We start from the raw sequence: 24823 nt of genomic DNA, 5'->3' as shown, positions 1-24823 counted from the left end.
ACTTAGTCCTCCCGGCGCCAGGTTTCCAGCGTGTCGCCCTGCAGTTGCCGCGCCGAAAGGAGTCTGAACCGGGGCGCGGAACCGAGGCGTGCAAATTCCAGTCCCCCAACCGCAGAGCGGCCGTCGGCCCCCAGGACCAACCCGGCCCGGTAGCTCGAGATCCGGTCGACAAGCCCTGCCTTGAGGAAGGAGGCGGCGACCTGGCCGCCGCCTTCCACAAGCACCCGGGTCACCCCGCGCGAGCCGAGCGCCTGCGCCGCCGCCGCAACATCGATCCGACCGTCGTCGCGGCCGCCGACCTCGACGATCTCGACACCGAGCGCGCTCAGCGCATCCCGGCGGTCTGCCGACGCCGCCTTCGTACAAACCAGCCACACTGGAGTCACCCGCGCCGACGTTGCGAGTTTTGACAGGGCCGACAGGCGCGCCTGCGAATCCAGGACGATCCGGACGGGCGAGCGGACACCCAGACCCGGCAGGCGGCAGGTGAGCTCCGGATCGTCGGCGGCCGCCGTCGCGGCCCCGACCAGGATTGCGTCGTGGGTCGCGCGCAGCCGGTGGCCGTCGCGTCGCGCGCCCTCGCCGGTGATCCACTTGCTCTCGCCGGACGCGGTCGCGATACGCCCGTCGAGCGATCCCGCCAACTTGAGATGGAAGAGCGGCCGGCCTTCACGAACCCGCAACAGGAAGCCGGCATTGATCTCGGCCGCCTCGGCGCGCCCTTCCCCGATCTCGACCGAGAGTCCGGCAGCCTTGAGTCGCGCATGCCCCTCGCCGCTGACGCGCGGATCCGGATCCTCGAGCGCGGAGACGACCCGTGAGATTCCGGCCGCCACGAGGGCGTCCGCACAGGGCGGTGTTCGACCGTGATGCGAGCAGGGTTCAAGCGTGACGTAGGCCGTGGCACCCGTCAGCGACAGGCCGGCCTCGGCCGCCTGCGCGATCGCATCGGCCTCGGCGTGAGGCCGGCCCCCTTCCCTGGTGCGACCGCGCACCAGTATCCGGCCGTCCCGCACGATCACGCAGCCCACGGCGGGATTGGGCCAGGTGCAGCCGAGTGACCTCCGCGCCAGCGCGAGCGCCGCGCGCATCATCGGCGTCAGTCCTTGAAGTGGGCGGTATCGGCGAGATCGGAGATGAACTCCTCGAAATCCCGGGCCTCGCGGAAGTTGCGATAAACCGAGGCGAATCGCACATAGGCCACCGGATCGAGCGCGCGCAGCGCATCCATCACCAGCTCGCCGATCTGCGTCGAGGGGATCTCACTTTCGCCGGAGCTTTCGAGGCGGCGCACGATCCCGTTCACCACGCGCTCCGTACGCTCCGGATCGACCGGCCGCTTGCGGCAGGCGACCTGTATGGAACGCGCCAGCTTATCGCGATCGAATTGCACGCGCTGCCCGTTCTTCTTCACCACCGTCAATTCGCGCAGCTGCACGCGCTCGAAGGTCGTGAAGCGCGATCCACAGGACGGGCAGTAACGCCGCCGGCGGATCGCCGAATTGTCGTCGGTCGGCCGCGAGTCCTTAACTTGTGTGTCCTCGTGACCGCAGAATGGGCAGCGCATCTAGTTCCCCTGTTCGTTCCGGCTTTGCGCCTTGTCAGTCACGGTAGATCGGGAAGCGCGCGCAGAGGGCATGGACCTTGGCGCGAACCTGGGCTTCGACCTGGGCGTCGCCGTCCGGACCGTTCTTGGCGATGCCGTCGAGCACGTCGGCAATCAGATGACCGATCTGCTGGAACTCCGCGACGCCGAAGCCGCGCGAGGTTCCCGCCGGCGAGCCGAGCCGCACGCCCGACGTCACCGTGTACTTCTCCGGATCGCCCGGGATGCTGTTCTTGTTCGTCGTGATGCCCGCGCGGTCGAGCACCTTCTCAGCCGACACGCCGGTCGCCTTCTTCGGGCGCAGGTCGACCAGCATGACGTGGCTGTCGGTGCCGCCGGACACGATCTTCAGACCGCGCTCGGTCAGGGTCGCTGCGAGCGCGCGCGCGTTGTCGACGACCTGCTGGGCATAGACCTTGAACTCGGGCTTCAGCGCTTCGCCGAACGCCACCGCCTTCGCGGCGATGATGTGCATCAGCGGGCCGCCCTGCAGGCCGGGGAACACCGCCGAGTTGATCTTCTTCCCGAGCTCGGCGTCGTTCGACAGGATCATGCCGCCACGCGGTCCGCGCAGCGTCTTGTGGGTCGTCGTCGTCACGACATGGGCGTGCGGCAGCGGGCTCGGATAGACGCCGGCCGCAACCAGGCCGGCATAGTGCGCCATATCGACCATGAAGTAGGCGCCGATCTCGTCAGCCACCTTCCGGAAGCGCGCCCAGTCGATGTGGCGCGAGTAGGCCGACGCGCCGGCGATGATCAGCTTCGGCTTCTCGCGGCGGGCCGCCTCCTCCATCTGCTCGTAGTCGATCAGATGCGTGTCTGGCTTCAGCCCGTAGGACACGACCTTGAACCACTTGCCCGACTGGTTGGCCGGCGAGCCGTGCGTCAGGTGCCCGCCCTGGTCGAGCGCCATGCCGAGGAACGTGTCGCCCGGCTGCAACAGCGCCATGAACACGGCCTGGTTGGCCTGCGCGCCCGAGTGCGGCTGTACGTTGGCGAAGCTGCAATTGAACAGCTTCTTGGCGCGCTCGATCGCGAGATCCTCGGCCTTGTCGACCTCCTCGCAGCCGCCATAGTAGCGGCGGCGCGGATAGCCCTCGGCATACTTGTTGGTCAGGACCGAGCCCGCGACCTCGAGCACGGCCCGCGAGACGATGTTCTCCGAGGCGATCAGCTCGATCTGCTCTTGTTGCCGGTGCAGTTCGCCCTTGAGGACGGCATCGATCGCCGGATCGGCTTCGGCGACCCCCCTGGTGAACAACGGCAGCGGCGAATCGCTCATCTTGGCAGCGGCTTGGCTCATGACACTCAACCCTTCGAAAGCTTGTCGACGCGGCCGCTGTGACGGCCGCCTTCGAACTTGGTCGCGAGGAAGACCTTCAGGGCTTCGCGCGCGACCTCGATACCGGTCAGACGCTGGCCGAAGGCAATGACATTGGCGTCGTTGTGCTCGCGCGAGAGCCGCGCCGAGGTCACATCGTGCGCGAGCACTGCGCGAACTTTGGGATTGCGGTTGGCGGCGATGGAGATGCCGATGCCGCTGCCGCAGACGAGGACGCCGCGGTTGGCCCTGCCCGAGGCGATGGCGTCGCCCATGGCTTTCCCGAAGTCGGGATAGTCGACGGAAGCGGTCGAATTCGTGCCGAGATCCAGCACTTCGTGACCTGCTTCCTGCAGGTCACGCTTCAGCGTTTCCTTAAGGTCGAAGCCGGCATGATCCGACGCGACCGCGATGGCGCCCCCCGGCATATCGACGATCGACCCCCTCTAGCTATTGAGCCCCCCGATACCATATCCGGGGCCGTGATGTCACCGTTCCGCAAAATCGTGGAGGGTGACCCACAAGACACTGAATTGGCTCAGGAAAATCGCCGGCCCAGGAAGATGATCGCAGCCGCGAGGGTCTGGACGCCCCCCGCCACCAGGAATGGCACAACATAGCTGCCGGTCGAATCGCGCAAGGCGCCGAATATGGCTGGCGCAAAGGCAAAGACCGCCTGGTTAATGGCTGTCACGAGAGCGACCACGGTCCCGACGTCGGCCAGCCGGAATTCGCGCTGGGCGATCAGCGGCGGCAGCGAGAGCAGGTTACCGACTCCCAATCCGAACAGGATGCAACCCGCCGTCAGCGGGACGCTGCCCTCCCCGAGCGCCAGCAGCAACACGCCGACGGCCTGCATCAGCAGGTTGGCCGCGGCAGCGAGCCTACGGTCATGCTCGCCCAGGAGCCTTGCCAGCAAGGTGCGCCCCACCACAGCGCAAACCGTGATCAGACTGATCGCCCCCGCCGCCAGGCTTGGCCCGAGCACGGGTTCGAGCCTCGCGATCAAATGCGCGAAGAGCCCGATCTGTGCGAACAGGCCGAGGGCAAAGGCCAGTGAGATCGTCAGGAAGCGCGGCTGCCGCAGAAGGGCAAGACGCGGCAACGGCCGCGTCTTCGATACCGCGACTGCGGGCCGACGCTGCAGGGTGCGGAATGCCAGGGGGCAGACGATCGCAACCATGGCGATGCTCATGAGGAACGCCGCAGGCGCCAGGCCGAAACCGCCTGCGAGCGCCATCCAGAGCGGCACCAACACGATGCCGCCGACGCTCGCGCCATTGAACGCCATGCTGAGGGCCTTGGGCCGATCGCGCTCGAACCAGGGTGACACCATCGCGTTGAGTGCTGCCCCGCTCATTGCGGCCCATCCCGCGCCGCTCAGCAGCAGAGCGGGCACGAGCTGCCATGTCTGCTGCGCATTGGCCCACGCAATCGCACCTGCGGCACCAAGCAGTGTACCGCCCTGCGTGACGCGGGCCACGCCAAAGCGCCGGTAGGCATCTGGCAAAGCGATGATCAGGACGGCGCTCACGAGGTAGTGCGCCGTGATCGCCGCGGAGAGGATCGAGAGCGACCAGCCATGCGTCCGATGTAGCACCGGGAGATAAACCGCAGGTCCGTAGAAGCCTACGCCCCAGCCGAATACGGCCACCACGAAGGCGGTCCAGACGACCCGCGTGCCGTGGCGGTCGGCCGCATCGATCATCTGGGCCGGCGCCACAGGACCATGAGTTCGCGCCGGACCTCGAAGCCCAGGTGGCGATAAAGCTCGATCGCCGGCTTGTTGTCGGGCCGTACGTGCAGGAACGGCACTTCGCCGTTCTCGAAGGCCAGCCGCATCAGCCGACGCACGAGTCTGCCTGCGTGTCCCTGCCCTCGCGCCTCGGGGTGGACGCAGATCGCGCTCAGCTCGACATGGCCCGCTACGCGCAGCCGCTCGCCTGCCATCGCAATGAGACGATTTCCGCTCCAAGCGCCGAGGTAACGCCCCAACAATGGTGTACGCGCCCCAAATGGACCGGGCTGGGCAAGCGCCACGAGATCGAGCATTGCCCCAGCGTCGTCGGACGAGAGTGGCGAAACCGCGTCGTCATCTTCCTCCGGAGTTCGCGTCGCCACCATCTGCAGCATGGGGAAGCGACCGACATCGTCCCAGCCGGGCGGCAGCGGCTCCTCTGTCGGACGGAACAGGCGTGCTTCGGCGCCAGCCGGAAGATCGGCCGCAAGGTCGGCATAGGCCTGATCGGTGGGTTCGAGGATCGCGGAGAACGGCGCGATATCGCGCGGATAATGACGGGCGGCTCCACGGCCGGTCGCGTGATGTCGATGCCGCCCCACAAGAGCGTGCCATACCGAATTGTCGAGAACGTTGATCGTCATGCCGCGCGAAGTAACATGAGTGGTGAAAGTCGACTCGCCGGAATCGGACTCCATCGTCATGCTCGACCCCGAGGTCTGCGAACGCGCCCGCATCGGTCGCGACCGTCGCTACGATGGCCGCTTCTTCTCCGGCGTGCGCACCACCCGCATCTACTGTCGTCCGGTCTGTCCGGTGCGCCCCGCCCAGGGCAGGAACGTCCAGTTCTATCCGACGGCCGCCGCAGCGGAGGTTGCTGGCTTCCGCCCGTGCCTGCGCTGTCGTCCCGAGACGGCCCCCTTCTCGCCGGCGTGGCTGGGCTCACGCACGACGGTGCAGCGCGCCCTGCGGCTGATCCGTGACGGCGCGCTCGACCGCGGAGGCGTCGACGATCTAGCTGAACGACTGGGCGTCGGCACGCGCCATCTCGACCGGCTGTTCCAACGCCACATCGGCGCAAGCCCGCTGCAGGTCGCGCGAACACAGCGCGTCCAACGCGCCAAGCGCCTGCTCGATCAGACCAGGGTGCCGATGATCGAGGTCGCAGCGCGCGCTGGCTTCGCAAGCCTGCGCCGCTTCAACGCCGTCTTCGCCGAAGTCTACAAGCGCACGCCTAGCGACATACGCCGGCTCGCCGCCAAAAAGAAAAGGCCCGGCTGAAGCCGGGCCCCTCCATCGCAGAGCTCGTCTGCCCTACTTCTTCATCGGAGCCGACTTGCCGTCCTTCCAGACGTAGATGTCGTAGACCGCGTCCTTGATGTCGCCCTTGGCGTCGAATTCGAGCACGCCGACGGCCGAGTCGTACTTGCCCGAGCGCAGCGCCGCGGCGACCTTGGCTGCCTCGACCGACTTCGCCTTGTTGGCGGCATCGGCCCAGGCCTTCACGGCGGCGTAGCTGAACAGCGTGTAGCCTTCCGGGTTGTACTTGGCGTCACGGAATTTCTTAACGAGGGCGGCATTCTTGGGGTCGTCCTCGGCCTTCGGCGGGAACGACATCATCACGCCGTTGGTCGCCGCGCCGCCCAGTTGGGCGAACTCAGCGGTCTCGAGCGCGTCGAAGCCCATCATGTTCGCGGCCAGGCCCTGCTCGCGCGCCTGTTTGATGATCAGCGCACCCGCGGTGTGGTAGCCGCCCAGCACGATGATGTCGATCTTCGCCTGCTTCATCTTGTTGATCAGCGCGGCGAAGTCCTTGTCGGTGTCGTTGTAGGCCTCGTACATGGCCTCGCGCAGACCACCCTTGTTCAGGGCCTTCTTGGTCTCGTCGGCCACGCCTTTGCCGTACGGCGACTTGTCGTGAAGGATCGCGACCTTGGCGGTCTTGTTGTTCTTCAGGATGTAGTTGCCGACCGTCGTGCCCTGCACGTCGTCACGGCCGCAGGTGCGGAACACCGTGGTGTTGCCCTTGGAAGCGGCGTCGTCCGTCAGCTTCGGATTGGTCGAGGCCGGCGTGATCTGCAGGATCTTGCCTTCCTTGTAGATGTCCGAGGCCGGGATCGACGAACCCGAACAGAAGTGGCCGGCCACGAACACGACCTTGTCCGAAACCATCTTGTTGGCGACCGCGGTCGCCTGCTTGGGATCGCAGGCATCGTCGCCGATCACCAGTTCGAGCTTCTGGCCGTTGACGCCGCCGGCGGCATTGATGTCCGCGACCGCCATCTCGGCGCCGCGACGGAGCTGCTCGCCGAACGCCGCGTTGGAACCGGTCATCGGACCGGCCGAGCCGATCTTGATCTGGGCGAACGCGGGCGTCGCCATCAGTGCGACGGCTGCGACGGCCAGTGTGCCGTACATCTTCTTCATCCGGGTCTCCCTTGTCGTTGAGCCTCCTCCGCACTGGCGGAGCATGGCTGTTACATTAGGGCCGCTCGTCCCAGCCCAGCAAGCCTTTGCGCCGGTAAAGCCATGGATATTGGCGCACCATCTGGCGCGCGCGCGTGAGCCTGAAGGCGAAGGCCGCGATCGCCAGTTGCACGGCCCAGCCCAGTACAAATCCCGCCAACGACCATAACTCGCCATTGGCCAGCGCATAGTCGAGGAAGCGCAGGGTCGCCGACAGGAGCGCCGTGTAGAATACGATCTGCGGCCAGGGTCGCCAGGTGAGAGCCACGGCGTGCCCGGCGGCGAACGACGCCGGCCCGATCAGCACGATGTTGAACAGCACCACGTTGAACAGCGTGTCGCCGAACCAGTCGAACATGAAGGTGTCGAGCGGGCTCATGCGTGCCCACCTTCCAGATAGGCCGCGCGGACTTCCTGGTTGGCCAGGAGCTCCTTGCCGCTGCCGCTGAGGCGCACCCGTCCGTTGGCCAGAACGTAGCCGCGGTCGGCCAGGCGCAGCGCGTGGAAGGCGTTCTGCTCGACCAGGAAGATCGTGACACCTTCCTCCCGCGCGATGCGGCCGATCGAGTCGAATATCTGGCGCACGATCAGCGGCGCGAGCCCCAGCGACGGCTCGTCGAGCAGGAGGATGCGCGGCCGGCTCATCAGGGCGCGGCCAATCGCCAGCATCTGCTGCTCGCCGCCCGACAGGGTGCCGCCGCGCTGGTCGCGCCGCTCGGCCAGCCGCGGGAACATCGCGAAGACACGGTCGAGGTCCGACTTGAAGTTCGCCGGATCGGCGAGGATCGCGCCCATCTGCAAATTCTCATAGACGCTCATGCGCGCGAAGATGCGACGTCCCTCCGGCACCTGCGCCACGCCACGCCGCACGATTTGAAAGGTCGGCAGCGCGGTGATGTCCTCGCCGTCGAGCAGAATCTTTCCTCCGCGCGCCCGGGGATTGCCGCAGATCGTCATCAGCAGCGTCGACTTGCCTGCCCCGTTGGCGCCGATGAGGGTCACGATCTCGCCGCGTGCCACCTCGAGGTCGACGCCATGCAGTGCCTGGATGGCGCCATAGAACGTCTCGACGCCCCTGACCGAGAGAATCGAGGGCTCAGCCATCGATCGCCTCCTCGTCGGTGCCGAGATAGGCGCGAATCACCGCCGGGTTGCCGCGCACCGCCAGCGGATCCCCCTCGGCGATCTTGCGGCCATAGTCGAGGACGACGATGTGGTCGGAAATGTTCATCACGACGCTCATGTCGTGCTCGATCAGCAGCACGCCGATCCCGTCCCGGTCTCTGATCGAAACCAGCAGCTGGTTGAGTTCGGCCGATTCGCGCGGGTTGAGACCGGCCGCCGGCTCGTCCAGGCAGAGCAGCACCGGCTCGGTGCACATGGCCCGGGCGATCTCGAGGCGCCGCTGGGCGCCATAGGGCAGCTCGCCGGCCGGACGGTCGGCATCCGCCACCAGACCGATGCGCTCCAGCCAGAGCCGCGCCAGGTCGACCGCGGCCGCCTCGGCCCGCCGGAAGCTCGCCACGCCAACAAGACCCAGCAGGCTCCAGCCCGAGGCGCGCATCAGCTTGTTGTGCTGCGCCACCATCAGGTTCTCCAGCACGGTCATGCCGGGAAACAGACGGATATTCTGGAAGGTACGAGCCACCCGGGCCTTCTGACCGATCTCGTGGCCGCGCATCCGTTCGAGCAGGAATTCGCCGCCAGCGCCACGCAGGGTCAGCCGGCCGATCGTCGGCTTGTAGAAGCCGGTGATGCAGTTGAAGACCGTCGTCTTGCCGGCGCCGTTGGGACCGATGACTGCGGTAATCTCCTGCGATCGCGCCGAGAACGAGACGTCGTCTATCGCGACCAGCCCGCCGAAGCGCATGGTGAGGTGCTCGATCTCGATCAGCGATGAGGTCATCCCCCGCCTCCCGAGCCGGCGGGATGCAACCGTATCGACGGCTCGCGATGGGAAATGAGCCCGCGCGGCTTGAACACCATGATCAGGACCATGGCGAGGCCGAAGGCCAGCATGCGGTAATTGCCGAGGTCCCGGAACCATTCTGGCAGGCCGATCAACAGCACGGCCGCCAGCACCACGCCGATCTGGCTGCCCATGCCGCCCAGGACGACGATGGCCAGGATGATCGCCGACTCGATGAACACGAAGCTCTCGGGGCTGATGAAGCGCTGCTTGGCGGCAAAGAAGGAACCGGCAAAGCCCGCGAACATGGCGCCGATGGCGAAGGCCGTGAGCTTGGTGTTGGTCGGATTGATGCCGAGCGCCTGGCAAGCGGTCTCGTCCTCGCGCAACGCCTCCCAGGCGCGACCGACCGGCAGGCGCCGCATGCGCTGGGTGAAGAGGTTGGTGATCAGGGCCAGGCCGAGGATGATGTAATAGAGGAAGATCAGCCGGTGATTGCCGTCGAAGGCGATTCCCAGCATCTCCGAGACAGTCTGCTTGCCGGGCGGCGGCGTCTCGGCGAACACGGCGCCGAACAGGGTCGGTCCCGGGATCGAGCCGATGCCGGCCGGCCCGTTGGTGAGGTCGAACCAGTTCAGCAGCACGAGACGGATGATCTCGCCGAAGCCGAGGGTCACGATGGCGAGGTAGTCGCCGCGCAGGCGCAGGACCGGGAAACCCAGCATGATGCCGAACAGCGCCGCCATCATCCCGGCGAGCGGCAAGACAGTCCAGAAGCCCAGTCCATACTGCGTGCTGAGCAGCGCATAGGCGTAGGCGCCGACCGCGTAGAATGCGACGTAGCCCAGGTCGAGCAGGCCGGCGAGGCCGACCACGATGTTGAGCCCCCAGCCAAGCATCACGTAGGTCAGGATCAGGACGCCGAGATCCATCGTCTTCTGGTCGGCGAACGGCGTGAACGGCATCAGCACCGCTGCGGCCAGCAACAGCCAGCCAAACCATTTGGACCCGGCCTTGCCCAGCGCCACACCCGACGGGGTCCGCGCCGCAGCGCCCATGGCGTCATTGGCCCATGGCCAGATCGCGCGGATCACCAGCAGTACGCCGCCCAGCGCCACGAACCAGTGCAGGAAGCCGGACGGCAGCTTCATGGGCGAGGCGCCGGCCGCGACCATCGCCACACCCAGCGCAATGGCCGGCCAGCGCAGACCATTGGCCGCCATCGAGAGGCCGAGCCGGCCGATGAAGATGACGACCACGGCCACCGCGAGATCGACGAGGTGATAGTCGAAGCCCAGCCCCTTGCCGCCCCCCAGGTCGACGGTGCGGAAGCCCACGATGAAGATGCCGAGGGCCGCGGCGACGAAGGCGGTAAGGCCCGCATCCTTCAGCATGAGAGGGAGACGCGGGCCCATCCGTCAGACCTTCTCGATCTCCGGCTTGCCGAGCAGTCCGCTCGGCCGGAAGATCAGCACCAGGACCAGGATCGCGAAGGCCGCGACATCCTTGTACTCGCTCGAGAAGTAGCCGGCCCAGAAGACCTCGATCAATCCGATCAGCAGCCCGCCGAGCATGGCGCCCGGCAGCGAGCCGATGCCGCCGAGCACCGCCGCAGTGAAGGCCTTGATGCCGGCCAGGAAGCCGATGAAGAAGTCGATGACGCCGTAGTACATCAGGAACAGCATGCCGGCGACGGCAGCGAGCGCCGCCCCCAGCACGAAGGTGAGCGAGATGGTGCGGTCGACATTGACGCCCAGCAACGCCGCCATCTTCATGTCCTGTTCGCAGGCGCGTTGCTGGCGCCCCAGCGAGGTTTTCGCGATCACCCAGGTGAATGCGGCCATCAGCACGACCGTCACCAGCACGATGATGATCTGAAGCCAGGTGACGCGGACGTCGAAGCCGTCGGCGCTGAACAGGTTGAATCCGCCCGACACGATCTGCCCGCCGGGTTTGGGCCGCGCGCCCTGGGCCAGCTGCACATAGTTCTGGAGGGCGATCGACACGCCGATGGCGGAGATCAGCGGCGCCAGCCGGAACGAGCCCCTGAGCGGTCGATAGGCCGTTCGTTCTATCGCCCAGCCGTAGACAGCCGAAAAGCACATGGCCAGCAGCAGCACCAGGACGATGGCGATCGGCGCCGAGCTGATGCCGAGGCTGCCGCAGATGATGAAGCCGATCAACGAGATGAAGGCACCGATCATGAACACTTCGCCATGCGCGAAGTTGATCATGCCGATGATCCCGTAGACCATCGTGTACCCGATGGCGATCAGCCCGTAGATGGCGCCCAGCGTGATTGCGTTGATCAGCTGTTGCGTGAAGTACGCCATGCCTTGTTTCTGTCTCCCTGCCTTTGCGACCTACGATGCTTTCTCGGGGACTGGCAAGCTCAAGATGCACGGCCTGCAAATCGCGGACCACAATGGGGCGCGGGAGGATGCTCAGGCTTGACCAGCTCCGTCCGGTCCCGGAATTGTCCCTTGCACTCCCCGGTACAAGTGCCGATTAAAGACGACCATGGACACCCCTTCCTACGACGTGATCGTCATTGGCGCCGGTCCTGCCGGACTGACCGCCGCCACCGAAGCCGCCCGCGCGGGCCTGAAGGCGCTCTGCCTCGACAAGCTCGCGCCCGGCGGCGAAATCATCAACCTGGGCCAGTTGCACGATTTCGAGGAGATCTTCGACGGCACGACTATGGCCGCGCGCCTGACCGACGACGCCGTCGTCGCCGGCGTCGAGATCGGCTTCGGCGAAGTGACGGCGATTTCCGGCAACGGGCCCTTCGAGATCGAGACCGCCGACGGCGAGCACCACACGGCGCGATCCCTCGTCGTTGCGACCGGCATGAGCAAGGGCAAGCTCGGTCTCCCCGGCGAGGAGGAATATGAAGGACGTGGCCTTTCCCACTGCGCGAACTGCGACGGGCCGCTCTATGCCGGCCAGCCCGTGATCATCGCCGGCGCGACCGGCTGGGCGCCCTACGAGGCCGCCGTCCTGGTCGGCATCGCCAGCGACATCACCATGCTCGGCACGCCGAATGGCCCGCTCCCCGAAGGCGTCACGGCCATGCCGGGACGCATCGTCGGTCTCGAAGGCAGCAACGGTCTCGAGGCCGTCACGGTCGAAGATAGCGGCCAGCGAAACCGAATTCCGACCAATGCGGTGTTCGTTTATGAGGGGCGGTCTCCCGCTGCGGAATTCCTGCCGGATTCGCTTGCACGCGACGCCACGGGGCATATCGTTGTTGACGAAGCGGGCCAGACTGCCCAGCCGCTGGTGTTTGCCGCCGGCGACGTAAGGTCCGGTTCGAAGGAATATCTGGCCAACGCCATCGCGGACGGCCAACGCGCCGCCAAGTCGGTTATCGCGGCGTTGAACAAGTAGCGTGGAGGAAAGCGAACATGCGTATCTTCAATCCAAGCTTCGGAATGGCCGCCGCCGGCCCCGCCAAGGTGACGTTGCAGCCGGTCAACTGGGCGACGGACGCCATTGCGCTGATCTCCAATTCCAAGCCGAACGCTCGTGAGTTGCTGGAAGGCGTACGCGCCATGCTGGGCGCCCATCGTCCGGTCGACAACATCCATTTCCACGCCAAGAACAGCGCCAGCCAGCCGGCGCCGAAGGAACTGATCGAGAAGGTCGCCAAGAACTACAAGGCGGCACTCCTCGCCTTAGGGGATTGAGGAAGCTGTTCATCGTGGAGTTTCCACGACAGCCTCGAACTCGAGAAGCTCGGCATCACCGCCTACGTGATCGCCACTGAGACATTCAAGCCGCTGGTCCTCGCCCAGGCGAAGGCCCGCAAGGTCGAACCGCGCCTGATCGTGGTCAAGCATCCCGTCGGCGGCCTCAATGCCGAAGAACTGCGGGAACGTATCGAAGCAGCGACCAAGGGATTGACCGAGGCCACGGGCAAATGAAGGACATCGCCGACCAGGAAGTGATCGACATCGGCGACATGGATGTCGAGGCCTTCAACGAGTACGCCAACGAACAGGGCTGGAGCGACGGCATGCCGCTCTTCGTGCCCACCGAGGCCAAAGTGGCGAAGTTCGTCGAGACGGTCCGGGGCGACAATCGCCCCTACCCGCCCGTCCCGCCGCGCCAGATCGTGCCGACGCTGCAGGCGCTTGCCGCGAACGCCGTCATGGCCGGGTGCAAGCCCGAATACTTCCCCGTCGTGACCGCCGCCCTGCGCGGCGTGCTCGATCCGGACTACAATCTGCACGGCACGCTTGCGACCACTCACTCCTGCGCCCCGATGGTCATGGTGAGCGGCCCGATCCGCCACGAACTCAACATCAACTGCGGCACCAACTGCTTCGGCCAGGGCCGCCAGGCCAATGCCACGATCGGCCGCGCGCTCGGCCTGATGTTGCTGAACGTAGCCGGCGCCAAGCCCGGTGAGATGGACCGCTCGACCCAGGGCAATCCCGCCAAGTTCACCTTCTGCTTCGGCGAGAACGAGGAGGAGAATCCCTGGACGCCCTATCACGTGCAGCGCGGCTTCGCGCCCACCGACTCGGTCGTTACGGTGATGTCGGGCGAAGGTCCGCATAATCTCAACGATCACGGTTCGACCACGGGCGACGGCCTGCTCACCACCTTCGCCGGCGGCATGTCCAATCCGGGTGCCAACACCGTGTACGGCAAGGGCCCGATGTTCCTCATCATCGGCCCCGAACATGCGGCGACCCTGAAGCGTGATGGCTTCACGATCGAGAGCATCCGGGAGGAACTCTGGAAGCGCTCGCGCATCCACCTGTCGCGCATCTCCCGCGAGAACCTCGCCACCTACGAGAGCACCGGCCACAAGCCCGACGGGGACTGGCTGGCGATCGGCCGTGATCCGAACGACATCCACATCACTGTGGCGGGCGGTCCAGGCAAGCATTCGGCCTTCATACCGTCATTCGGCGGCACCACCGTCGCCTGCACGCGCATCGCCCGATGAACGAGTGGTGCGGCTGGCCGGTCGTCGACGAGCAGACGGCTTGGGAGAGCGCACAACAGATCCTGACGGAGGCCGAACTCTCGGATGGCCTCCCCCTGGTGCCGCCGACCCGGCGGCGCCTGGAAGCGATGGTCGCCGGCATCGGCGGCCGCTCGGAGTCGCAAGGCATGATGCCGCCGATGTTCGGCGACATCACCCCCGAGAGCGTAGCCTATCAATGCGTGATCGCGGGCTGCGTACCGGCCGAGGTGCCGGTGGTTCTGGCGGCGGCGCAGGCGGTGCTCGAACCCGACTTCAATCTCCTCGGCATCGCCACGACCACCGGCAGCGCCGCGGTCGCGCTCTGCCTCCACGGCCCGATCGTGCAGCAGCTCGGCGTCAACGCCCTGACGAACACCATCGGTCCCGGCAACCGCACCAATGCCTGCATCGGCCGCGCCCTCCAGCTCTGCCTGCGCAACATCGGCGGTGCGCGCTCTGACACGGGCGACATGGCGACAATGGGCCAGCCTGCCAAGTTCACCCTGTGCTTCGCCGAGAGGAGTGAAGGTCCCTTCCCGACATTCACGGAACGCCACGGGCTTGCGAAGAACGAGAGCGCCCTCACGGTGATGGGCATTTCTGGCACGGCCGAGGTGCTGCCCGGCGACGGCGAGGGCGCGACACCGCAAGCGATCCTCGACCCGGTCGTCGCCGGCATGCGTGCCGAGATCGTGATGTCGGGCCAGAGCCGCAAGAGCGCGCGAGGCGAACAGGTGCTTCTGCTGCCGCTCGAACTCGCCGAGAAAATCGCCCGCCACGAGGGCTGGGACATCAAGCGGGTCCAGCAGTATCTGTTCGATGAGGGCAAGGACGTCGCCTCCTCTTCCGAGGCGATCCATCCGATCGTGACCGGCGGCGCCGGCTACAAGATGGCCTATCTCCCGATCTGGGGCGGCGGCTCGCAGATCGTTATGCGCAGGCTCTGACGAGGGGCATCAAGCCGGCTACCTGAGCAGCCGGCGGATGAGACCGTAGAACAGCCACATCCCGAAGCCCCAGAGTGCGTAGACGATGGGCACCACGACCACGCCCGGCAGGCGCCAGCCGCCGCCCACCGGCGCGCCCTTGATCGGCAGGACGACGAACCAGTTCACCGCCAGCACCAGCGTGATCGCGAAGAGGATCCAGCCCAGCGCCCCGCTCAGGATCCCGGGCAGGCGCCCGACCACGAACGCGCCGAGCATCCCCCACAGCCCGCCCCAGAAGGCGAGCGAGACGATGGCGGGAGCGCCCCACGGCGGGACCGGCCGCATGCTGTAGAGATTGGGTCGCCCGAAGCCGAGTTCAGCGGCGACGTAGAATCCCCACTGATGGAACACCAGCACGCTGAGCGCGCCGGCGACGAAGCCCGCGACCGCGATGCGCCAGAAATTGCCCGTCACGTCAGTTCACTCCGGGAGGCCGCCGATCGCGCCACGGATGCGCCTGTTCGAGCTGCGCAGCCAGTGACAACAGCGTGGCCTCTGCGCCGTAGCGGGCGACGAAGTGCATGCCGATGGGCAGACCGTCGTCCGTCCATTCCAGCGGCACCGACATGGCCGGCACGCCTGCGGCATTGCAGACAGAGGTGAAGGCCACCATCGGCGCGAGCCCCCCCTCGTACTGCTCAAGGCTGCCATCCATGCGCACGGTGCCCAGCGGCAACGACGGCCGCGCGATGGTCGGCGAGAGGAGGATGTCGAACCTCTCGAAGAAGGCGCCGAGCTGCCGTCCCGTGCGATGGAAAGTCTGGACGGCGCGGATATAGTCGTGGGCGCTCACCTTGCCGCCCTGCTCCGCGTAGAGCCGCGTCACCGGTTCCAGATCGCCGGGCCCGGGCACGCGGCCGTTGGCGCGGACCTGGATGTTGGTGAAGGTGTTGGCGCACATCACCGTGCCGAAGGCCATGCCGGTCGCCACGGGATCATAATCCGGCGTCGCCTCCTCGACGTGATGACCGAGCGCTTCCAGCCGCTTCGCCGTACGCTCGACGGCCGCGACCAGCGCCGGGTCCATCGACTCCCAGCCGACGGGCTTGCGGACGAAGGCGACGCGAAGCTTGCCCGGGGTACGCTTGGTCGCGTCGAGGAACGACCCTTCGGCCTCGGGCGCGCGATAGGGATCTCCGGGTTCGCCGCCCGCCAGTACGTCGAGCAGTGCCGCGCTGTCGCGCACGGAGATCGAGACGCTGAGCTGTGCCCCAGCCCCGGCGAGGGTCTCTCCGATCGGCGCGAGGCTGATGCGGCCGCGCGAGGGCTTCAGGCCGAACAGCCCGCACAGGGAGGCCGGAATGCGGATCGAGCCGCCGCCGTCGGTCGCATGCGCCATCGGCAGCAGCCGGGCCGCCACCACCGCAGCCGAACCGCCGGACGAGCCGCCCGGCGACAGGTCAGCACGCCACGGATTGACCGTCGCGCCGCCAAAGGCGGGCTCGGTCGTCGGCGCCAGGCCGAACTCGCTGGTGTTGCTGCGGCCGACAATCACCAGGCCGGCGCGGCGCATGCGGGCTACCGCAGCACTGTCATTTGCCGCCACCGGTTCCCTGGCAAAGAAGCGCGAGCCGACCGTGGTCGGCGTACCGGCGCAATCGGCCATCAGCTGCTTCACGACGAAGGGAATGCCGCGGAACGGCCCCTCGCCCGCCGCCGAGACGGACCGTTCGAGCAGGTTGCCCTCGTAGAAATCCGTGATCGCGTTCAGATGGCCGTTGGCTTTGCGCAGCCGCGCGAGAGTGACGTCGAGCAGTTCCCGAGCGCCGATCTGCCGGCTGCGGACCAGCTCCGCGACGGCCAGTGCGTCATGGGAAGCGAACAGATCGTCCAACGGCTCAGTTCCGCCAGCGCTCGAGGTTCGCCGCCACGAAGGCATCGTCGTGCAGCTCGGGGTAGGTCGCGTAGAGCCGGTCGATTCCCTCGCTCTGGCCGGGGCTCAGCTTTTCGTGAGGGTCCAGGCATTCGATCGATTGCAGAAGCCCCTGCCGCCGCAGGATCTCGTGGCACCCCGGAATGCAGCCCGCGAAATCGTGGTCGACGTCGAAAACCACGCTGTTGCAATCCGTAACGAAGGAATCGAGCGCCAGCACCTCGGGCGCGATGGCACCGTTCGAGACCGAGAGCTTCAGCCTTTCGAGCATCTTCACCGCGCCGCGTGTCCAGACGCTCCAGTGACCGAGGAGTCCGCCCTGGAACCGCAGCGTCACCTCGCGGTTGCCGGTGCGAACGACCATCGGCGTCACAAGGTCGGCCACGATATGGTCGTCGTTGCCGGTATAGAGCGTGATGCGATCCTCGGCATGGGCGGCGGCGATACCGAAGCAGACGTCGAGCGTGCGATAGCGGTTGAACGGCGCCACCTTGATGGCCACGACATTGTCGATCGCCGCGAAGCGCGTCCAGAATTCGCGCGACAGCTTGATGCCTCCCACGGCGGTCTGCAGATAGAAGCCGATTAGCGGCATCTCCTTCGCGACCGCCGCGCAATGCTCGATCAGCTCGTCCTCGCTCGCGCCCTTCAGCGCCGCCAGCGACAGCAACACTGCATGATAGCCGAGCGACCGCGCCGTGCGCGCTTCCTCGACCGCCTGCGCCGTCCTGCCGACCGCGCCCGCGATCATGACCAGCGGCCGGTCGGTCCAGTCGCGCGCCGTCCCGATGGCAAGCTCGAGCACGGGACGATAGAGCCCGACTTCGCGAATGGCGAACTGGGTGGAATGCACCCCTACGGCCAGCCCGCCGGAACCGGCGTCGAGGTAGTAGCGGCTGAGCGCGCGCTGCGACTGCTTGTCGAAGATTCGGTCGGTGTCGAGCGCCAGCGGATGCGCGGGGATGACGGTACCCTGCCGCAGCAGGGACAGGACCGGCGCCGGAAGATCGCGCCAGTGGAGGGCCTTGTCGGTGCTCATGCCTGTATCCTATCCCAATTCAGGACCCGCGAGGGCGAAGACATACGAGGGATCGTCCAGTCCCTTCGCTGTGCCCAACGTCATCCGCATGTAGCCGCGGGGCGAAGTCGCGCCCTGCTCCTCGAGCCAGGCGCGGACGGCCTGGTGCGCCTCCGGCACGTCGGTGATGAACGGCCCCGGAGCGGCAGCCGCCGCGCGCGAGATCAGTGACAGGGCGATGGACTCGCGATCGGCGACCACGGGCCCGAGCGACGTCGCCGTGCGGCCTTCACGGCCCAGCACGAAGCCCACGATCTTGCCGCCCGCGTCTTCGGCCAGCCAGGCGCGGCCGGGCTGACGCAAGGCGAGATGCATCAGGATCGACGGTCGCTCCATCCCGGTCAGCGGCCGGTCGTAGATCGCGAGCCGCGGCAGATCGGCCGGGGTGATTGGCCGGACCGTGATGCCGGCCGGCGGCGCAACGGCCTCGCCTTTCACGGCGTCGAAGTGCCAACGCGCGATCGGGTAGAGGTCGCGGAATCCCAGAGACAGGTAGATCGGCCGCCCCTGCTCCGTCGCATCGAGGCCCGCTACCGCATCGGCGGCTCGCACCTCATCGATGCAGCGCTTCAGCAGGCCGGTCCCGACGCCGCCGCGGCGGCGCTCCTTCGTCACCAGCACCATGCTGATCCAGGCCAGCTTCTGGCCGAGCGGCAGGATCAGGGAACTCGCCTGCCACGTCCCGTCCGGCGCCGCACAGCCAAAGCCGCGTCCGGCGCCCAGCATGAAGCGCCAGTCGGCGACGTTCTGGTTCCAGCCCGCCTCGATCGACAGCGGCCACACCGCGTCGCTCTGTTCGGGATCGATCGGCCGGACGTCGAGCGCTTCAGTACTTGCCATCGCGCACCTCGTAGTGCGTGGGCTTGTTCAGCGTGGCCATGTCCCTCTGCAGCCAGTCGGTGGTCCACTCGATCATCTTGGAGAGCGGCACGCTGGGCGGACCGAATTCCTTCTCCATGCGGCTGGCATTGTTCAGCCAGCCGGTCGGCGCTTCCTTGCCGGTGAGCGTCGGCGTCCTGCCCAGCAGCTTGCCGAACTCGGCGGCGAGTTTCCGGATCTCGATCGTCTCCAGTCCCGTAACGTTGATCGGTGTCGTGGGCGTCGTCGCGCGCGCCAGGCAGCGCAGCGCGACCGAGTTGGCGTCGCCCTGCCAGATGACGTTCACGTGGCCCATTGACAGGTCGATCGGCTCGCCGTCCCTCACCTTGCGGCCGACGTCGTGCAGCACGCCGTAGCGCATGTCGATCGCGTAGTTGAGTCGGAACAGGCGGCCGGGCGTGCCGTGGCGCGCCGAAAAATACTCGAACATGCGCTCGCGCCCGACGCAGGAATTCGCATAGTCGCCGGAGGGCGGCACCGGCGGGACGTCTTCCGTGGCGCCGCCGCTGTCGACCGGCACGAACGGATAGACGCATCCTGTCGAGAAAGCGACGATGCGCGACTCCTTGAAGACTTCGGCGACCATCGCCGGCACCTGCACGTTCATCGCCCAAGTGAGTGGAACGTCGCCCGTGGCGCCGAACTTGCGCCCCGCCATGAACACGACGTTGGCGGCTTTCGGAAGGCTTTCCAGTGCAGCCCGATCCAGCAGGTCCGCGGAGATCGGCTCGACACCGGCCTTCTCCAGAGCGCCCTTCACACCCGGCTCGCTGAAGCGCGCCACGCCCATCACGCGTTTGGACGGCGCCGCGCGCTTGGCCATGCGCGCCAGGGTCGGGCCCATCTTGCCCCCGACACCCAGCACCAGGATGTCGCCTGGCGTCGCAGCAAGGTCCGCCACCAGCTCGGCGGACGGGGCGGTCATGAAGTCCTCGACCGCTTCGACACTCTCGAAGCGGGCTGGAAGATTGGCGCTCATTTCTTGCCTCCAGGATGGGCCGGGACCAGGCGTTCTCGCGGCGCGGCGGGCATCGACCGCAGGGCAGCGAAGTCGAGATCGACGCCGACCGCAAAGCCCGGGCAATCCAGCGAGCCCAGCGACAGCGCGCCGTCGCGGACTTTCAGGCGCGCCGGCTTGCCCGGCTGCCGCTCGTAGAGATCGGGATGCGCGGCCACGAAGGCGTTCTGTTCGGCATCGGAGGCCGACGACATGCCATCGATGAAATGGTGGGCGTTGCGCTCGACATGGGTGAGGCCCAGCAGCGAGACCAGGGCCAGGTCCTGCTGGACGCTGACGCCGGGCTGCGTGGTCAGATCCTCGGCGGACATGAAGTACCCCGGCCCGAGCCTGGCGACGCGCGCGGCATTCAGGATCGACTTGTAGAAGCCCTTGCAGTTCTTGCTCGAGACACCAGCATAGCCGAGCTTCAGCGCCTCAGGGAAGGTCGAGAGCTCGCCGTCGGACTCGTCAATGATGACCGGACGGTATTTGGCCAGCGCCGTCACCGGCCGACTGAGCGCCGCCTGGCGCTTGATCGGCTGCTCGATGAACAGTGTCGCCGCGACCATCTTGGCGAGCGCCGGCGTCTCCTCGACCTTGCGCCAGAGTTCGACGATGCCGTCGACATCGTCATACTGCTCGTTGCCGTCGAACGTGACCTTGTAATCGCCGGCGCCGGAATCGAGCACCGAGGCGATGCGCGTCAGCCGGTCGAGGTCGGCCTTGATGTCGCCGCCCACCTTCAGCTTGTAGTAACGGCCGCGATAATAGGAGACGACCTCTTCGAGCGTTTCCGGCAACCCGTCGTTCACCCGCTCCGACTCCGGCCGGTCGGCCTTCGTCAGCGGATCGACGAGGCCCACCGTGTGACGCAGATCGATCGAGGGTCGCGGCTTTAATCCCGGGAGGAATCCCGCCAAATGCCCCGCGTCGATGTCGGGAGTCAGATCGGTCGCGGCGATGCCGGGCACATTGGCCGCGATCATCTCCGCAAAGGACTGGCCGGTCGCCTTGCCGAGCGCATCGATGATCGCGCGGTCGAGCAGGGCCGGCCCGTACGAGGCGACCAGCGGATTGAGGCCGAGTTCGGCGCCGCGCGCGATCTGCTGGCGATAGCTGCCGGCGTAGAGCCCGAACGGCGTATCGAAGCCGCGCGCCGAATAGTGGTCGACGGCCAGCTGCAGCGCCTGACGCAGCTGGTCGAGATTCTGCGCGTCGGAAAATTCCGGGCTCTTCTCGAACCACTTCGCCCCCAACGCCTCGGCGGCGACGCCTTCGCTGGTGCGGCCATCCTCCAGCGCGATGCGCACGCGGATGATCGCCTGGATGCCCTGCGTCACCGTGATGACACCGAAGCGGAACGGCAGGCGCAGGCGATGGTCGCGCTCGAAGCGGTCGACCGCCTCAACCTTCACTTTCATGCAGTTTGCTCCAGCAGACCTTGGACATAGCCGATCATGCGCGCCGCGCAGGTCGGGCCATCGGGCTCGTACACGAAGGGCTCCATGGCGACCCAGCCATCATAGCCGGTGTCGTGCAGCGCCTCGACCACGGGCTCGAACTTGTCCGTGCCCTCGCCCGGTCCGCGCTTGTTGCGGTCGTTGAACTGGATATGGGCCATCAATCCGGTCGGCATCCAGCGGCGGATGACGTTGGCGACCGGTTCTTGCTCTTCCAGGCTCGATGCCAGCGTGTCGACCATCAGCCGGAAGGCCGGACTGCCGATCCGGCGGACGATGGCTTCCGCCTCGCCGAGCGTATTGACGAAGTTGCAATCCGGCCGGGCGAGCGGCTCCAGACAATAGACCACGCCGGCCTTTTCCGCGGCAGCCGCGGCAGCCGCCCAGGCTGCTTCGACCCGCTTGGCGTCATCCGGACCGGCGATGCGCCGCTGACCCGGCGAGCCATGTACGAGATAGGCACCGCCCAGCTCGGCGCACAGTTCGATGGATGACAACATCACGTCGAGGCTGCGTTGCCACACGGCCCGATCGTCAGTCGCAATCGAAAGCCCGGCCGGCGCCGCCAGCAGCCAGTGAAGACCGCTCACCTCGACGCCGGCGTCGGCACAGGTCCGACGGACGGCAGCACGCTTGGTGGCTGGCATGCGCCACGCGTCGTCGCCCAAGGTGAAAGGCGCGACTTCCAGCCCCTGATAGCCGAGCGCCGCGGCCAGTGCGCATTGACGCTCGAACGGCAGCTCGCGGATGACTTCGTTGCACAGGGAAAGCTTCACAGACGAACCTCGCCTTGACGGGCAAATGCGCGTTCGCCAGTCTCATCTCATGGGGGCCCATGATATCAGTGAGACGAAAGCGATGAACAGTTTCATCGCTGCGCGCGCATGACGAAATTCGGCACCCTGGCCAACCGTTACTGGCCCACGCTCGCCCTCTTCGCCTTCCTGCTGGCGAGTTGGCAGGCCGCCGTCACCTTCGGCAACATCCGCGAATATTTGCTTCCCGCCCCGCTCTCGGTCTGGAACGCACTCTGGCACGGCGACACGGCCTGGGCGGGCCATCTCTGGACGACCACCCTCGAGATCATCGGCGCCTTCCTGATGGCCGCCGTGGTCGGCGTGGCGCTGGGCGTGGCCATCGCCTGGTCGCCCGTGCTCGCCAACGCACTCGTTCCCTTCCTCGTGTTCGTGAACACGCTGCCCAAGGTCGCGATCGCGCCGTTGTTCCTGATCTGGATGGGCTACGGCATCTTCCCCAACATGCTGATGGGCGCGCTCATCGGCTTCTTCCCGGTGGTGATCAACACCGCCGTCGGCCTGTCCCAGGTCGAGCCGGACATGCTCGACCTCGGGCGTGTCTTCAACGCGCCGAAATGGAAGATCTTCGTCAAGATCCGCATCCCCAACGCGCTCCCCTACATCCTGAGCGCGCTGAAGATCACGGCGACCGCCGCCGTGGTGGGCGCGATCGTCGGCGAGTTCGTCGCCTCCCAGCGCGGCCTGGGATACGTCATCGTCACCACCCAGAGCAGCATGAACACCTCCGTGGCGTTCGCAGCCCTGGTCTGGATTTCCGTCGTGGGCCTCGTGCTTTACGGCGCCGTCGTGTTGCTGGCGCATCTCTGGGCCCCCTGGGCCGAGGGCGTCGACTGAAATCGGGGAAGGGAAAAGGGAGACCGTCATGACTCGCACACTGTCGCTTGCGCTGGCTGCGCTGCTGGCCGCCTCCGGCGCCGCCTCGGCGCAGGAGAAGTTCACCTTTGCACTGAACTGGTTTGCGGTCGGCGACCACGCCGCCTACTGGGTCGCCCTCGACAAGGGCTACTACAAGGCCAAGGGCCTCGACGTGACACTCGAGAACTCCAAGGGATCGGGCGACTCGATCGCCAAGGTCGACACCGGCCGCGCCGATGCCGGACTCGCCGACGCCGCCGTCGTCATCGCCTCGGTGGGCCGTGGCACGACGGTGAAGACGGTCGGCATGGTGTTCGACAAGACGCCGCTCAACATCTTCAGCCTGAAAGAAAAGCCGCTCGCCAAGCCCAAGGACCTCGAGGGCAAGACGCTCGCCGCCCCTCCGGGCGATTCGCAGCGCCAGATGTTCCCGGCCTTCGCCAAGGTGAACGGCATCGATCCGGCCAAGGTCTCCTGGGTGAACATCGAGCCTGCCGCCAAGATCGCGGCGCTGGCCGAGAAGCGTGTCGACGGCGTCGGCGACTACAGCACCGGCCTGCCGCTCTACGAGAAGGCCGCCGGCAAGGGTAGCGTCGTCATGATGCCGTGGGCCGATTTCGGCTTCGACATGTACTCCATGTCGATCATCGCCAGCGCCAAGACGATGAAGGACAGGCCCAAGGCCCTGAAGGACTTCCTCGAAGCCTCCTACATGGGCTGGCGTGACGTCATGGCCGATCCGAAGGCCGCCATGGAAATCCTGAAGAAGCGCGTGCCCGAGGTCGACGTCGAGGTGATGACGCCGAACATGATGATCGGCCTCGGCCTGATGAAGACCGACCGCTACGCCAAGAACGGCATCGGCTGGATCGACGAGAAGAAGATGTGCGACTCGGTCGACCTGGTGAACACCTATATGGGCCTGCCGAAGAAGGTCGAGTGCAAGGACGTCTACTCGACCGCGTTCTTCACCAAGGTCGCGATGCCGAACTGATCCAGGCAGTCGCGTCGCGTGACAAAGGGACTGATCGACCTCGACCGGGTCGGCATGACGTATCAGGCGGCGAGCGGCCCGGTTGAAGCCCTCGCCGGGATTTCCGCGTCGATCGGGGGCGGCGAGTTCGTCTCGCTGGTCGGCCCGAGCGGCTGCGGGAAGTCGACCCTGCTGCGCATTGTGGCCGGGCTGCGTCCGGCCACGACCGGCGCCATCACGGTAGCCGGCCGCACTGTGAACCAGCCGATCCCCGACATCGGCATGGTCTTCCAGGCGCCGATCCTGCTGAAATGGCGGTCAATCCTGGAGAACGTACTGCTGCCAGCCGAGCTCGCCGGCAAGGATCCGCGCTTACTGCGGAAACGAGCTGAGCAGCTTCTCGAAATGGCCGGCCTTGGCGGATTCGGCACCAAGCTGCCGCGCGAACTCTCAGGCGGCATGCAGCAGCGGGCCGCGCTCTGCCGAGCCCTGCTCCTCGACCCGCCGCTCCTCCTCATGGACGAGCCGTTCGGCGCGCTCGACGCCATGACGCGGGACGACATGGCCCTGGAACTCCTGCGTATCTGGGGCGAGAAGGACGTCGCGCGCGAGGCCCGCAAGACCGTCCTGTTCGTCACCCACTCGATCCCGGAGGCCGTTTTCCTCTCCGACCGCGTGATCGTCATGTCGGCCCGCCCGGGCCGCATCGCAGCGGACTTCCGCATCGACCTGCCGCGCCCTCGCACCGTGGAACTGCGGGCATCCGAGGCTTTCGGCAAGCTCAACCTCGAGATTTTCCGCGCCCTGACAGGCAAGACCATCGTGGGCACGGCCCTTTAGGGCGTTGGCGCAGCCCGCCCTGCCTGATAAGACGCGG

28 protein-coding genes are annotated in these 24823 nt (G+C 66.7%); 9 read left to right on the top strand and 19 right to left on the bottom strand.

Annotated features, from left to right (window positions below):
- Positions 1-2: 2 nt before the first annotated feature.
- The 6 genes from ribD to Q0Q48_RS07710 all read right to left on the bottom strand — a co-directional run bounded on the left by ribD (position 3) and on the right by Q0Q48_RS07710 (position 5369).
- Positions 3-1094 (bottom strand): bifunctional diaminohydroxyphosphoribosylaminopyrimidine deaminase/5-amino-6-(5-phosphoribosylamino)uracil reductase RibD, encoded by a 1092-nt coding sequence (gene ribD / locus Q0Q48_RS07735; protein WP_295136284.1) that lies wholly within the window; start codon positions 1092-1094, stop codon positions 3-5.
- 5 nt (positions 1095-1099) lie between these two features.
- Complete coding sequence (gene nrdR, locus Q0Q48_RS07730; RefSeq protein WP_295136282.1) at positions 1100-1567, bottom strand: transcriptional regulator NrdR; 468 nt, start codon at positions 1565-1567, stop codon at positions 1100-1102.
- 34 nt (positions 1568-1601) lie between these two features.
- Positions 1602-2909: a serine hydroxymethyltransferase gene (gene glyA, locus Q0Q48_RS07725; protein ID WP_295136280.1), complete on the bottom strand. Its 1308-nt coding sequence runs from the start codon at positions 2907-2909 to the stop codon at positions 1602-1604.
- 5 nt (positions 2910-2914) lie between these two features.
- The gene (rpiB, locus tag Q0Q48_RS07720; protein WP_295136278.1) at positions 2915-3355 is read right to left on the bottom strand and encodes a ribose 5-phosphate isomerase B; all 441 of its coding nucleotides are present in this window, start codon (positions 3353-3355) and stop codon (positions 2915-2917) included.
- A 110-nt stretch (positions 3356-3465) separates the two neighbouring features.
- Positions 3466-4635 (bottom strand): MFS transporter, encoded by a 1170-nt coding sequence (locus Q0Q48_RS07715; protein ID WP_295136276.1) that lies wholly within the window; start codon positions 4633-4635, stop codon positions 3466-3468.
- Positions 4632-5369, bottom strand: a complete 738-nt coding sequence (locus Q0Q48_RS07710; RefSeq protein ID WP_295136274.1) for a GNAT family N-acetyltransferase — start codon at positions 5367-5369, stop codon at positions 4632-4634. The genes Q0Q48_RS07715 and Q0Q48_RS07710 overlap by 4 nt, the downstream gene beginning before the upstream one ends.
- Between Q0Q48_RS07710 and Q0Q48_RS07705 the strand changes: the two genes are divergently transcribed.
- Positions 5368-5946, top strand: coding sequence for an Ada metal-binding domain-containing protein (locus Q0Q48_RS07705; protein WP_295136272.1), 579 nt, complete (start codon positions 5368-5370; stop codon positions 5944-5946). The two genes, Q0Q48_RS07710 and Q0Q48_RS07705, sit on opposite strands and share 2 nt — an antisense overlap.
- A 33-nt stretch (positions 5947-5979) precedes the next feature.
- On the opposite strand, the gene Q0Q48_RS07700 is transcribed toward Q0Q48_RS07705, so the two are convergent.
- From Q0Q48_RS07700 to Q0Q48_RS07675, 6 genes are read right to left on the bottom strand one after another with little or no spacing between them, the layout of a single operon-like run.
- Entirely contained in the window at positions 5980-7092 is a 1113-nt protein-coding gene (locus tag Q0Q48_RS07700) for a branched-chain amino acid ABC transporter substrate-binding protein (RefSeq protein WP_295136270.1), read from the bottom strand.
- Positions 7093-7147: 55 nt separating this feature from the next.
- A complete protein-coding gene (locus Q0Q48_RS07695) occupies positions 7148-7510 on the bottom strand; it encodes a DUF6867 family protein (protein WP_295136268.1) in 363 nt (120 codons plus the stop codon).
- A complete protein-coding gene (locus tag Q0Q48_RS07690) occupies positions 7507-8235 on the bottom strand; it encodes an ABC transporter ATP-binding protein (protein ID WP_295136266.1) in 729 nt (242 codons plus the stop codon). The genes Q0Q48_RS07695 and Q0Q48_RS07690 overlap by 4 nt, the downstream gene beginning before the upstream one ends.
- Positions 8228-9037 (bottom strand): ATP-binding cassette domain-containing protein, encoded by an 810-nt coding sequence (locus Q0Q48_RS07685; RefSeq protein ID WP_295136264.1) that lies wholly within the window; start codon positions 9035-9037, stop codon positions 8228-8230. Before Q0Q48_RS07685 ends, Q0Q48_RS07690 begins: the two co-directional genes overlap by 8 nt.
- Positions 9034-10455: a high-affinity branched-chain amino acid ABC transporter permease LivM gene (livM, locus tag Q0Q48_RS07680; protein WP_295136262.1), complete on the bottom strand. Its 1422-nt coding sequence runs from the start codon at positions 10453-10455 to the stop codon at positions 9034-9036. Before livM ends, Q0Q48_RS07685 begins: the two co-directional genes overlap by 4 nt.
- A 3-nt stretch (positions 10456-10458) precedes the next feature.
- Complete coding sequence (locus Q0Q48_RS07675) at positions 10459-11373, bottom strand: branched-chain amino acid ABC transporter permease LivH (RefSeq protein ID WP_295136260.1); 915 nt, start codon at positions 11371-11373, stop codon at positions 10459-10461.
- 187 nt (positions 11374-11560) lie between these two features.
- Here Q0Q48_RS07675 and Q0Q48_RS07670 point away from each other — a divergent pair, with 187 nt between their 5' ends.
- The 5 genes from Q0Q48_RS07670 (at position 11561) to Q0Q48_RS07650 (ending at position 14968) form a co-directional block, all read left to right on the top strand.
- On the top strand, positions 11561-12430 hold the full coding sequence (locus Q0Q48_RS07670; protein WP_295136258.1) for an NAD(P)/FAD-dependent oxidoreductase: 870 nt from the start codon (positions 11561-11563) through the stop codon (positions 12428-12430).
- Positions 12431-12447: 17 nt separating this feature from the next.
- Positions 12448-12729: a hypothetical protein gene (locus Q0Q48_RS07665; protein ID WP_295136256.1), complete on the top strand. Its 282-nt coding sequence runs from the start codon at positions 12448-12450 to the stop codon at positions 12727-12729.
- A gap of 66 nt (positions 12730-12795) precedes the next feature.
- On the top strand, positions 12796-12966 hold the full coding sequence (locus Q0Q48_RS07660; protein ID WP_295136254.1) for a hypothetical protein: 171 nt from the start codon (positions 12796-12798) through the stop codon (positions 12964-12966).
- The gene (locus Q0Q48_RS07655; protein WP_295136252.1) at positions 12963-14000 is read left to right on the top strand and encodes a hypothetical protein; all 1038 of its coding nucleotides are present in this window, start codon (positions 12963-12965) and stop codon (positions 13998-14000) included. Before Q0Q48_RS07660 ends, Q0Q48_RS07655 begins: the two co-directional genes overlap by 4 nt.
- A complete protein-coding gene (locus Q0Q48_RS07650) occupies positions 13997-14968 on the top strand; it encodes a hypothetical protein (protein WP_295136250.1) in 972 nt (323 codons plus the stop codon). The genes Q0Q48_RS07655 and Q0Q48_RS07650 overlap by 4 nt, the downstream gene beginning before the upstream one ends.
- Positions 14969-14986: 18 nt before the next feature.
- Here the strand turns inward: Q0Q48_RS07650 and Q0Q48_RS07645 are convergent, their stop codons facing one another.
- The 7 genes from Q0Q48_RS07645 to Q0Q48_RS07615 are packed head-to-tail and all read right to left on the bottom strand — an operon-like array spanning position 14987 to position 22076.
- Positions 14987-15424, bottom strand: a complete 438-nt coding sequence (locus Q0Q48_RS07645) for a hypothetical protein (protein ID WP_295136249.1) — start codon at positions 15422-15424, stop codon at positions 14987-14989.
- A 1-nt stretch (position 15425) separates the two neighbouring features.
- Positions 15426-16844 (bottom strand): amidase, encoded by a 1419-nt coding sequence (locus Q0Q48_RS07640; protein WP_295136247.1) that lies wholly within the window; start codon positions 16842-16844, stop codon positions 15426-15428.
- 4 nt (positions 16845-16848) lie between these two features.
- Entirely contained in the window at positions 16849-17922 is a 1074-nt protein-coding gene (locus Q0Q48_RS07635; protein WP_295136245.1) for a dihydrodipicolinate synthase family protein, read from the bottom strand.
- Between the two features lie 9 nt (positions 17923-17931).
- Positions 17932-18801, bottom strand: coding sequence for a GNAT family N-acetyltransferase (locus Q0Q48_RS07630; RefSeq protein WP_295136243.1), 870 nt, complete (start codon positions 18799-18801; stop codon positions 17932-17934).
- Positions 18788-19819, bottom strand: coding sequence for an NAD(P)-dependent oxidoreductase (locus Q0Q48_RS07625; protein ID WP_295136241.1), 1032 nt, complete (start codon positions 19817-19819; stop codon positions 18788-18790). Before Q0Q48_RS07625 ends, Q0Q48_RS07630 begins: the two co-directional genes overlap by 14 nt.
- Positions 19816-21261 carry a mandelate racemase gene (locus tag Q0Q48_RS07620; protein WP_295136240.1) on the bottom strand — a complete coding sequence of 482 codons (1446 nt, stop codon included), beginning with the start codon at positions 21259-21261 and terminating at the stop codon, positions 19816-19818. The genes Q0Q48_RS07625 and Q0Q48_RS07620 overlap by 4 nt, the downstream gene beginning before the upstream one ends.
- Positions 21258-22076: a sugar phosphate isomerase/epimerase family protein gene (locus Q0Q48_RS07615; protein ID WP_295136238.1), complete on the bottom strand. Its 819-nt coding sequence runs from the start codon at positions 22074-22076 to the stop codon at positions 21258-21260. Before Q0Q48_RS07615 ends, Q0Q48_RS07620 begins: the two co-directional genes overlap by 4 nt.
- Positions 22077-22184: 108 nt before the next feature.
- On the opposite strand from Q0Q48_RS07615, the gene Q0Q48_RS07610 reads away from it, so the two are divergent.
- The 3 genes from Q0Q48_RS07610 to Q0Q48_RS07600 are packed head-to-tail and all read left to right on the top strand — an operon-like array spanning position 22185 to position 24786.
- Positions 22185-22952: an ABC transporter permease gene (locus Q0Q48_RS07610; protein ID WP_295136236.1), complete on the top strand. Its 768-nt coding sequence runs from the start codon at positions 22185-22187 to the stop codon at positions 22950-22952.
- A 28-nt stretch (positions 22953-22980) separates the two neighbouring features.
- Complete coding sequence (locus Q0Q48_RS07605) at positions 22981-23967, top strand: ABC transporter substrate-binding protein (RefSeq protein WP_295136234.1); 987 nt, start codon at positions 22981-22983, stop codon at positions 23965-23967.
- 18 nt (positions 23968-23985) lie between these two features.
- Positions 23986-24786: an ABC transporter ATP-binding protein gene (locus Q0Q48_RS07600; protein WP_295136232.1), complete on the top strand. Its 801-nt coding sequence runs from the start codon at positions 23986-23988 to the stop codon at positions 24784-24786.
- Positions 24787-24823: the final 37 nt, after the last annotated feature.

It is taken from the genome of uncultured Reyranella sp. (genome assembly GCF_945957355.1).
Classification (GTDB): domain Bacteria; phylum Pseudomonadota; class Alphaproteobacteria; order Reyranellales; family Reyranellaceae; genus Reyranella.
Note: the sequence above shows the minus strand (reverse complement) of the source record. Positions and strands in the feature narration are given on the sequence as shown.

What these genes read in the sequence shown, in the direction of transcription:
- ribD (WP_295136284.1), bottom strand. Translation starts at nt 1,094, where the DNA reads ATGATGCGCGCGGCGCTCGCGCTGGCGCGGAGGTCACTCGGCTGCACC.
- nrdR (WP_295136282.1), bottom strand. Translation starts at nt 1,567, where the DNA reads ATGCGCTGCCCATTCTGCGGTCACGAGGACACACAAGTTAAGGACTCG.
- glyA (WP_295136280.1), bottom strand. Translation starts at nt 2,909, where the DNA reads ATGAGCCAAGCCGCTGCCAAGATGAGCGATTCGCCGCTGCCGTTGTTC.
- rpiB (WP_295136278.1), bottom strand. Translation starts at nt 3,355, where the DNA reads ATGCCGGGGGGCGCCATCGCGGTCGCGTCGGATCATGCCGGCTTCGAC.
- Q0Q48_RS07715 (WP_295136276.1), bottom strand. Translation starts at nt 4,635, where the DNA reads ATGATCGATGCGGCCGACCGCCACGGCACGCGGGTCGTCTGGACCGCC.
- Q0Q48_RS07705 (WP_295136272.1), top strand. Translation starts at nt 5,368, where the DNA reads ATGCTCGACCCCGAGGTCTGCGAACGCGCCCGCATCGGTCGCGACCGT.
- Q0Q48_RS07710 (WP_295136274.1), bottom strand. Translation starts at nt 5,369, where the DNA reads ATGACGATGGAGTCCGATTCCGGCGAGTCGACTTTCACCACTCATGTT.
- Q0Q48_RS07700 (WP_295136270.1), bottom strand. Translation starts at nt 7,092, where the DNA reads ATGAAGAAGATGTACGGCACACTGGCCGTCGCAGCCGTCGCACTGATG.
- Q0Q48_RS07695 (WP_295136268.1), bottom strand. Translation starts at nt 7,510, where the DNA reads ATGAGCCCGCTCGACACCTTCATGTTCGACTGGTTCGGCGACACGCTG.
- Q0Q48_RS07690 (WP_295136266.1), bottom strand. Translation starts at nt 8,235, where the DNA reads ATGGCTGAGCCCTCGATTCTCTCGGTCAGGGGCGTCGAGACGTTCTAT.
- Q0Q48_RS07685 (WP_295136264.1), bottom strand. Translation starts at nt 9,037, where the DNA reads ATGACCTCATCGCTGATCGAGATCGAGCACCTCACCATGCGCTTCGGC.
- livM (WP_295136262.1), bottom strand. Translation starts at nt 10,455, where the DNA reads ATGGGCCCGCGTCTCCCTCTCATGCTGAAGGATGCGGGCCTTACCGCC.
- Q0Q48_RS07675 (WP_295136260.1), bottom strand. Translation starts at nt 11,373, where the DNA reads ATGGCGTACTTCACGCAACAGCTGATCAACGCAATCACGCTGGGCGCC.
- Q0Q48_RS07670 (WP_295136258.1), top strand. Translation starts at nt 11,561, where the DNA reads ATGGACACCCCTTCCTACGACGTGATCGTCATTGGCGCCGGTCCTGCC.
- Q0Q48_RS07665 (WP_295136256.1), top strand. Translation starts at nt 12,448, where the DNA reads ATGCGTATCTTCAATCCAAGCTTCGGAATGGCCGCCGCCGGCCCCGCC.
- Q0Q48_RS07655 (WP_295136252.1), top strand. Translation starts at nt 12,963, where the DNA reads ATGAAGGACATCGCCGACCAGGAAGTGATCGACATCGGCGACATGGAT.
- Q0Q48_RS07650 (WP_295136250.1), top strand. Translation starts at nt 13,997, where the DNA reads ATGAACGAGTGGTGCGGCTGGCCGGTCGTCGACGAGCAGACGGCTTGG.
- Q0Q48_RS07635 (WP_295136245.1), bottom strand. Translation starts at nt 17,922, where the DNA reads ATGAGCACCGACAAGGCCCTCCACTGGCGCGATCTTCCGGCGCCGGTC.
- Q0Q48_RS07630 (WP_295136243.1), bottom strand. Translation starts at nt 18,801, where the DNA reads ATGGCAAGTACTGAAGCGCTCGACGTCCGGCCGATCGATCCCGAACAG.
- Q0Q48_RS07625 (WP_295136241.1), bottom strand. Translation starts at nt 19,819, where the DNA reads ATGAGCGCCAATCTTCCAGCCCGCTTCGAGAGTGTCGAAGCGGTCGAG.
- Q0Q48_RS07620 (WP_295136240.1), bottom strand. Translation starts at nt 21,261, where the DNA reads ATGAAAGTGAAGGTTGAGGCGGTCGACCGCTTCGAGCGCGACCATCGC.
- Q0Q48_RS07610 (WP_295136236.1), top strand. Translation starts at nt 22,185, where the DNA reads ATGACGAAATTCGGCACCCTGGCCAACCGTTACTGGCCCACGCTCGCC.
- Q0Q48_RS07605 (WP_295136234.1), top strand. Translation starts at nt 22,981, where the DNA reads ATGACTCGCACACTGTCGCTTGCGCTGGCTGCGCTGCTGGCCGCCTCC.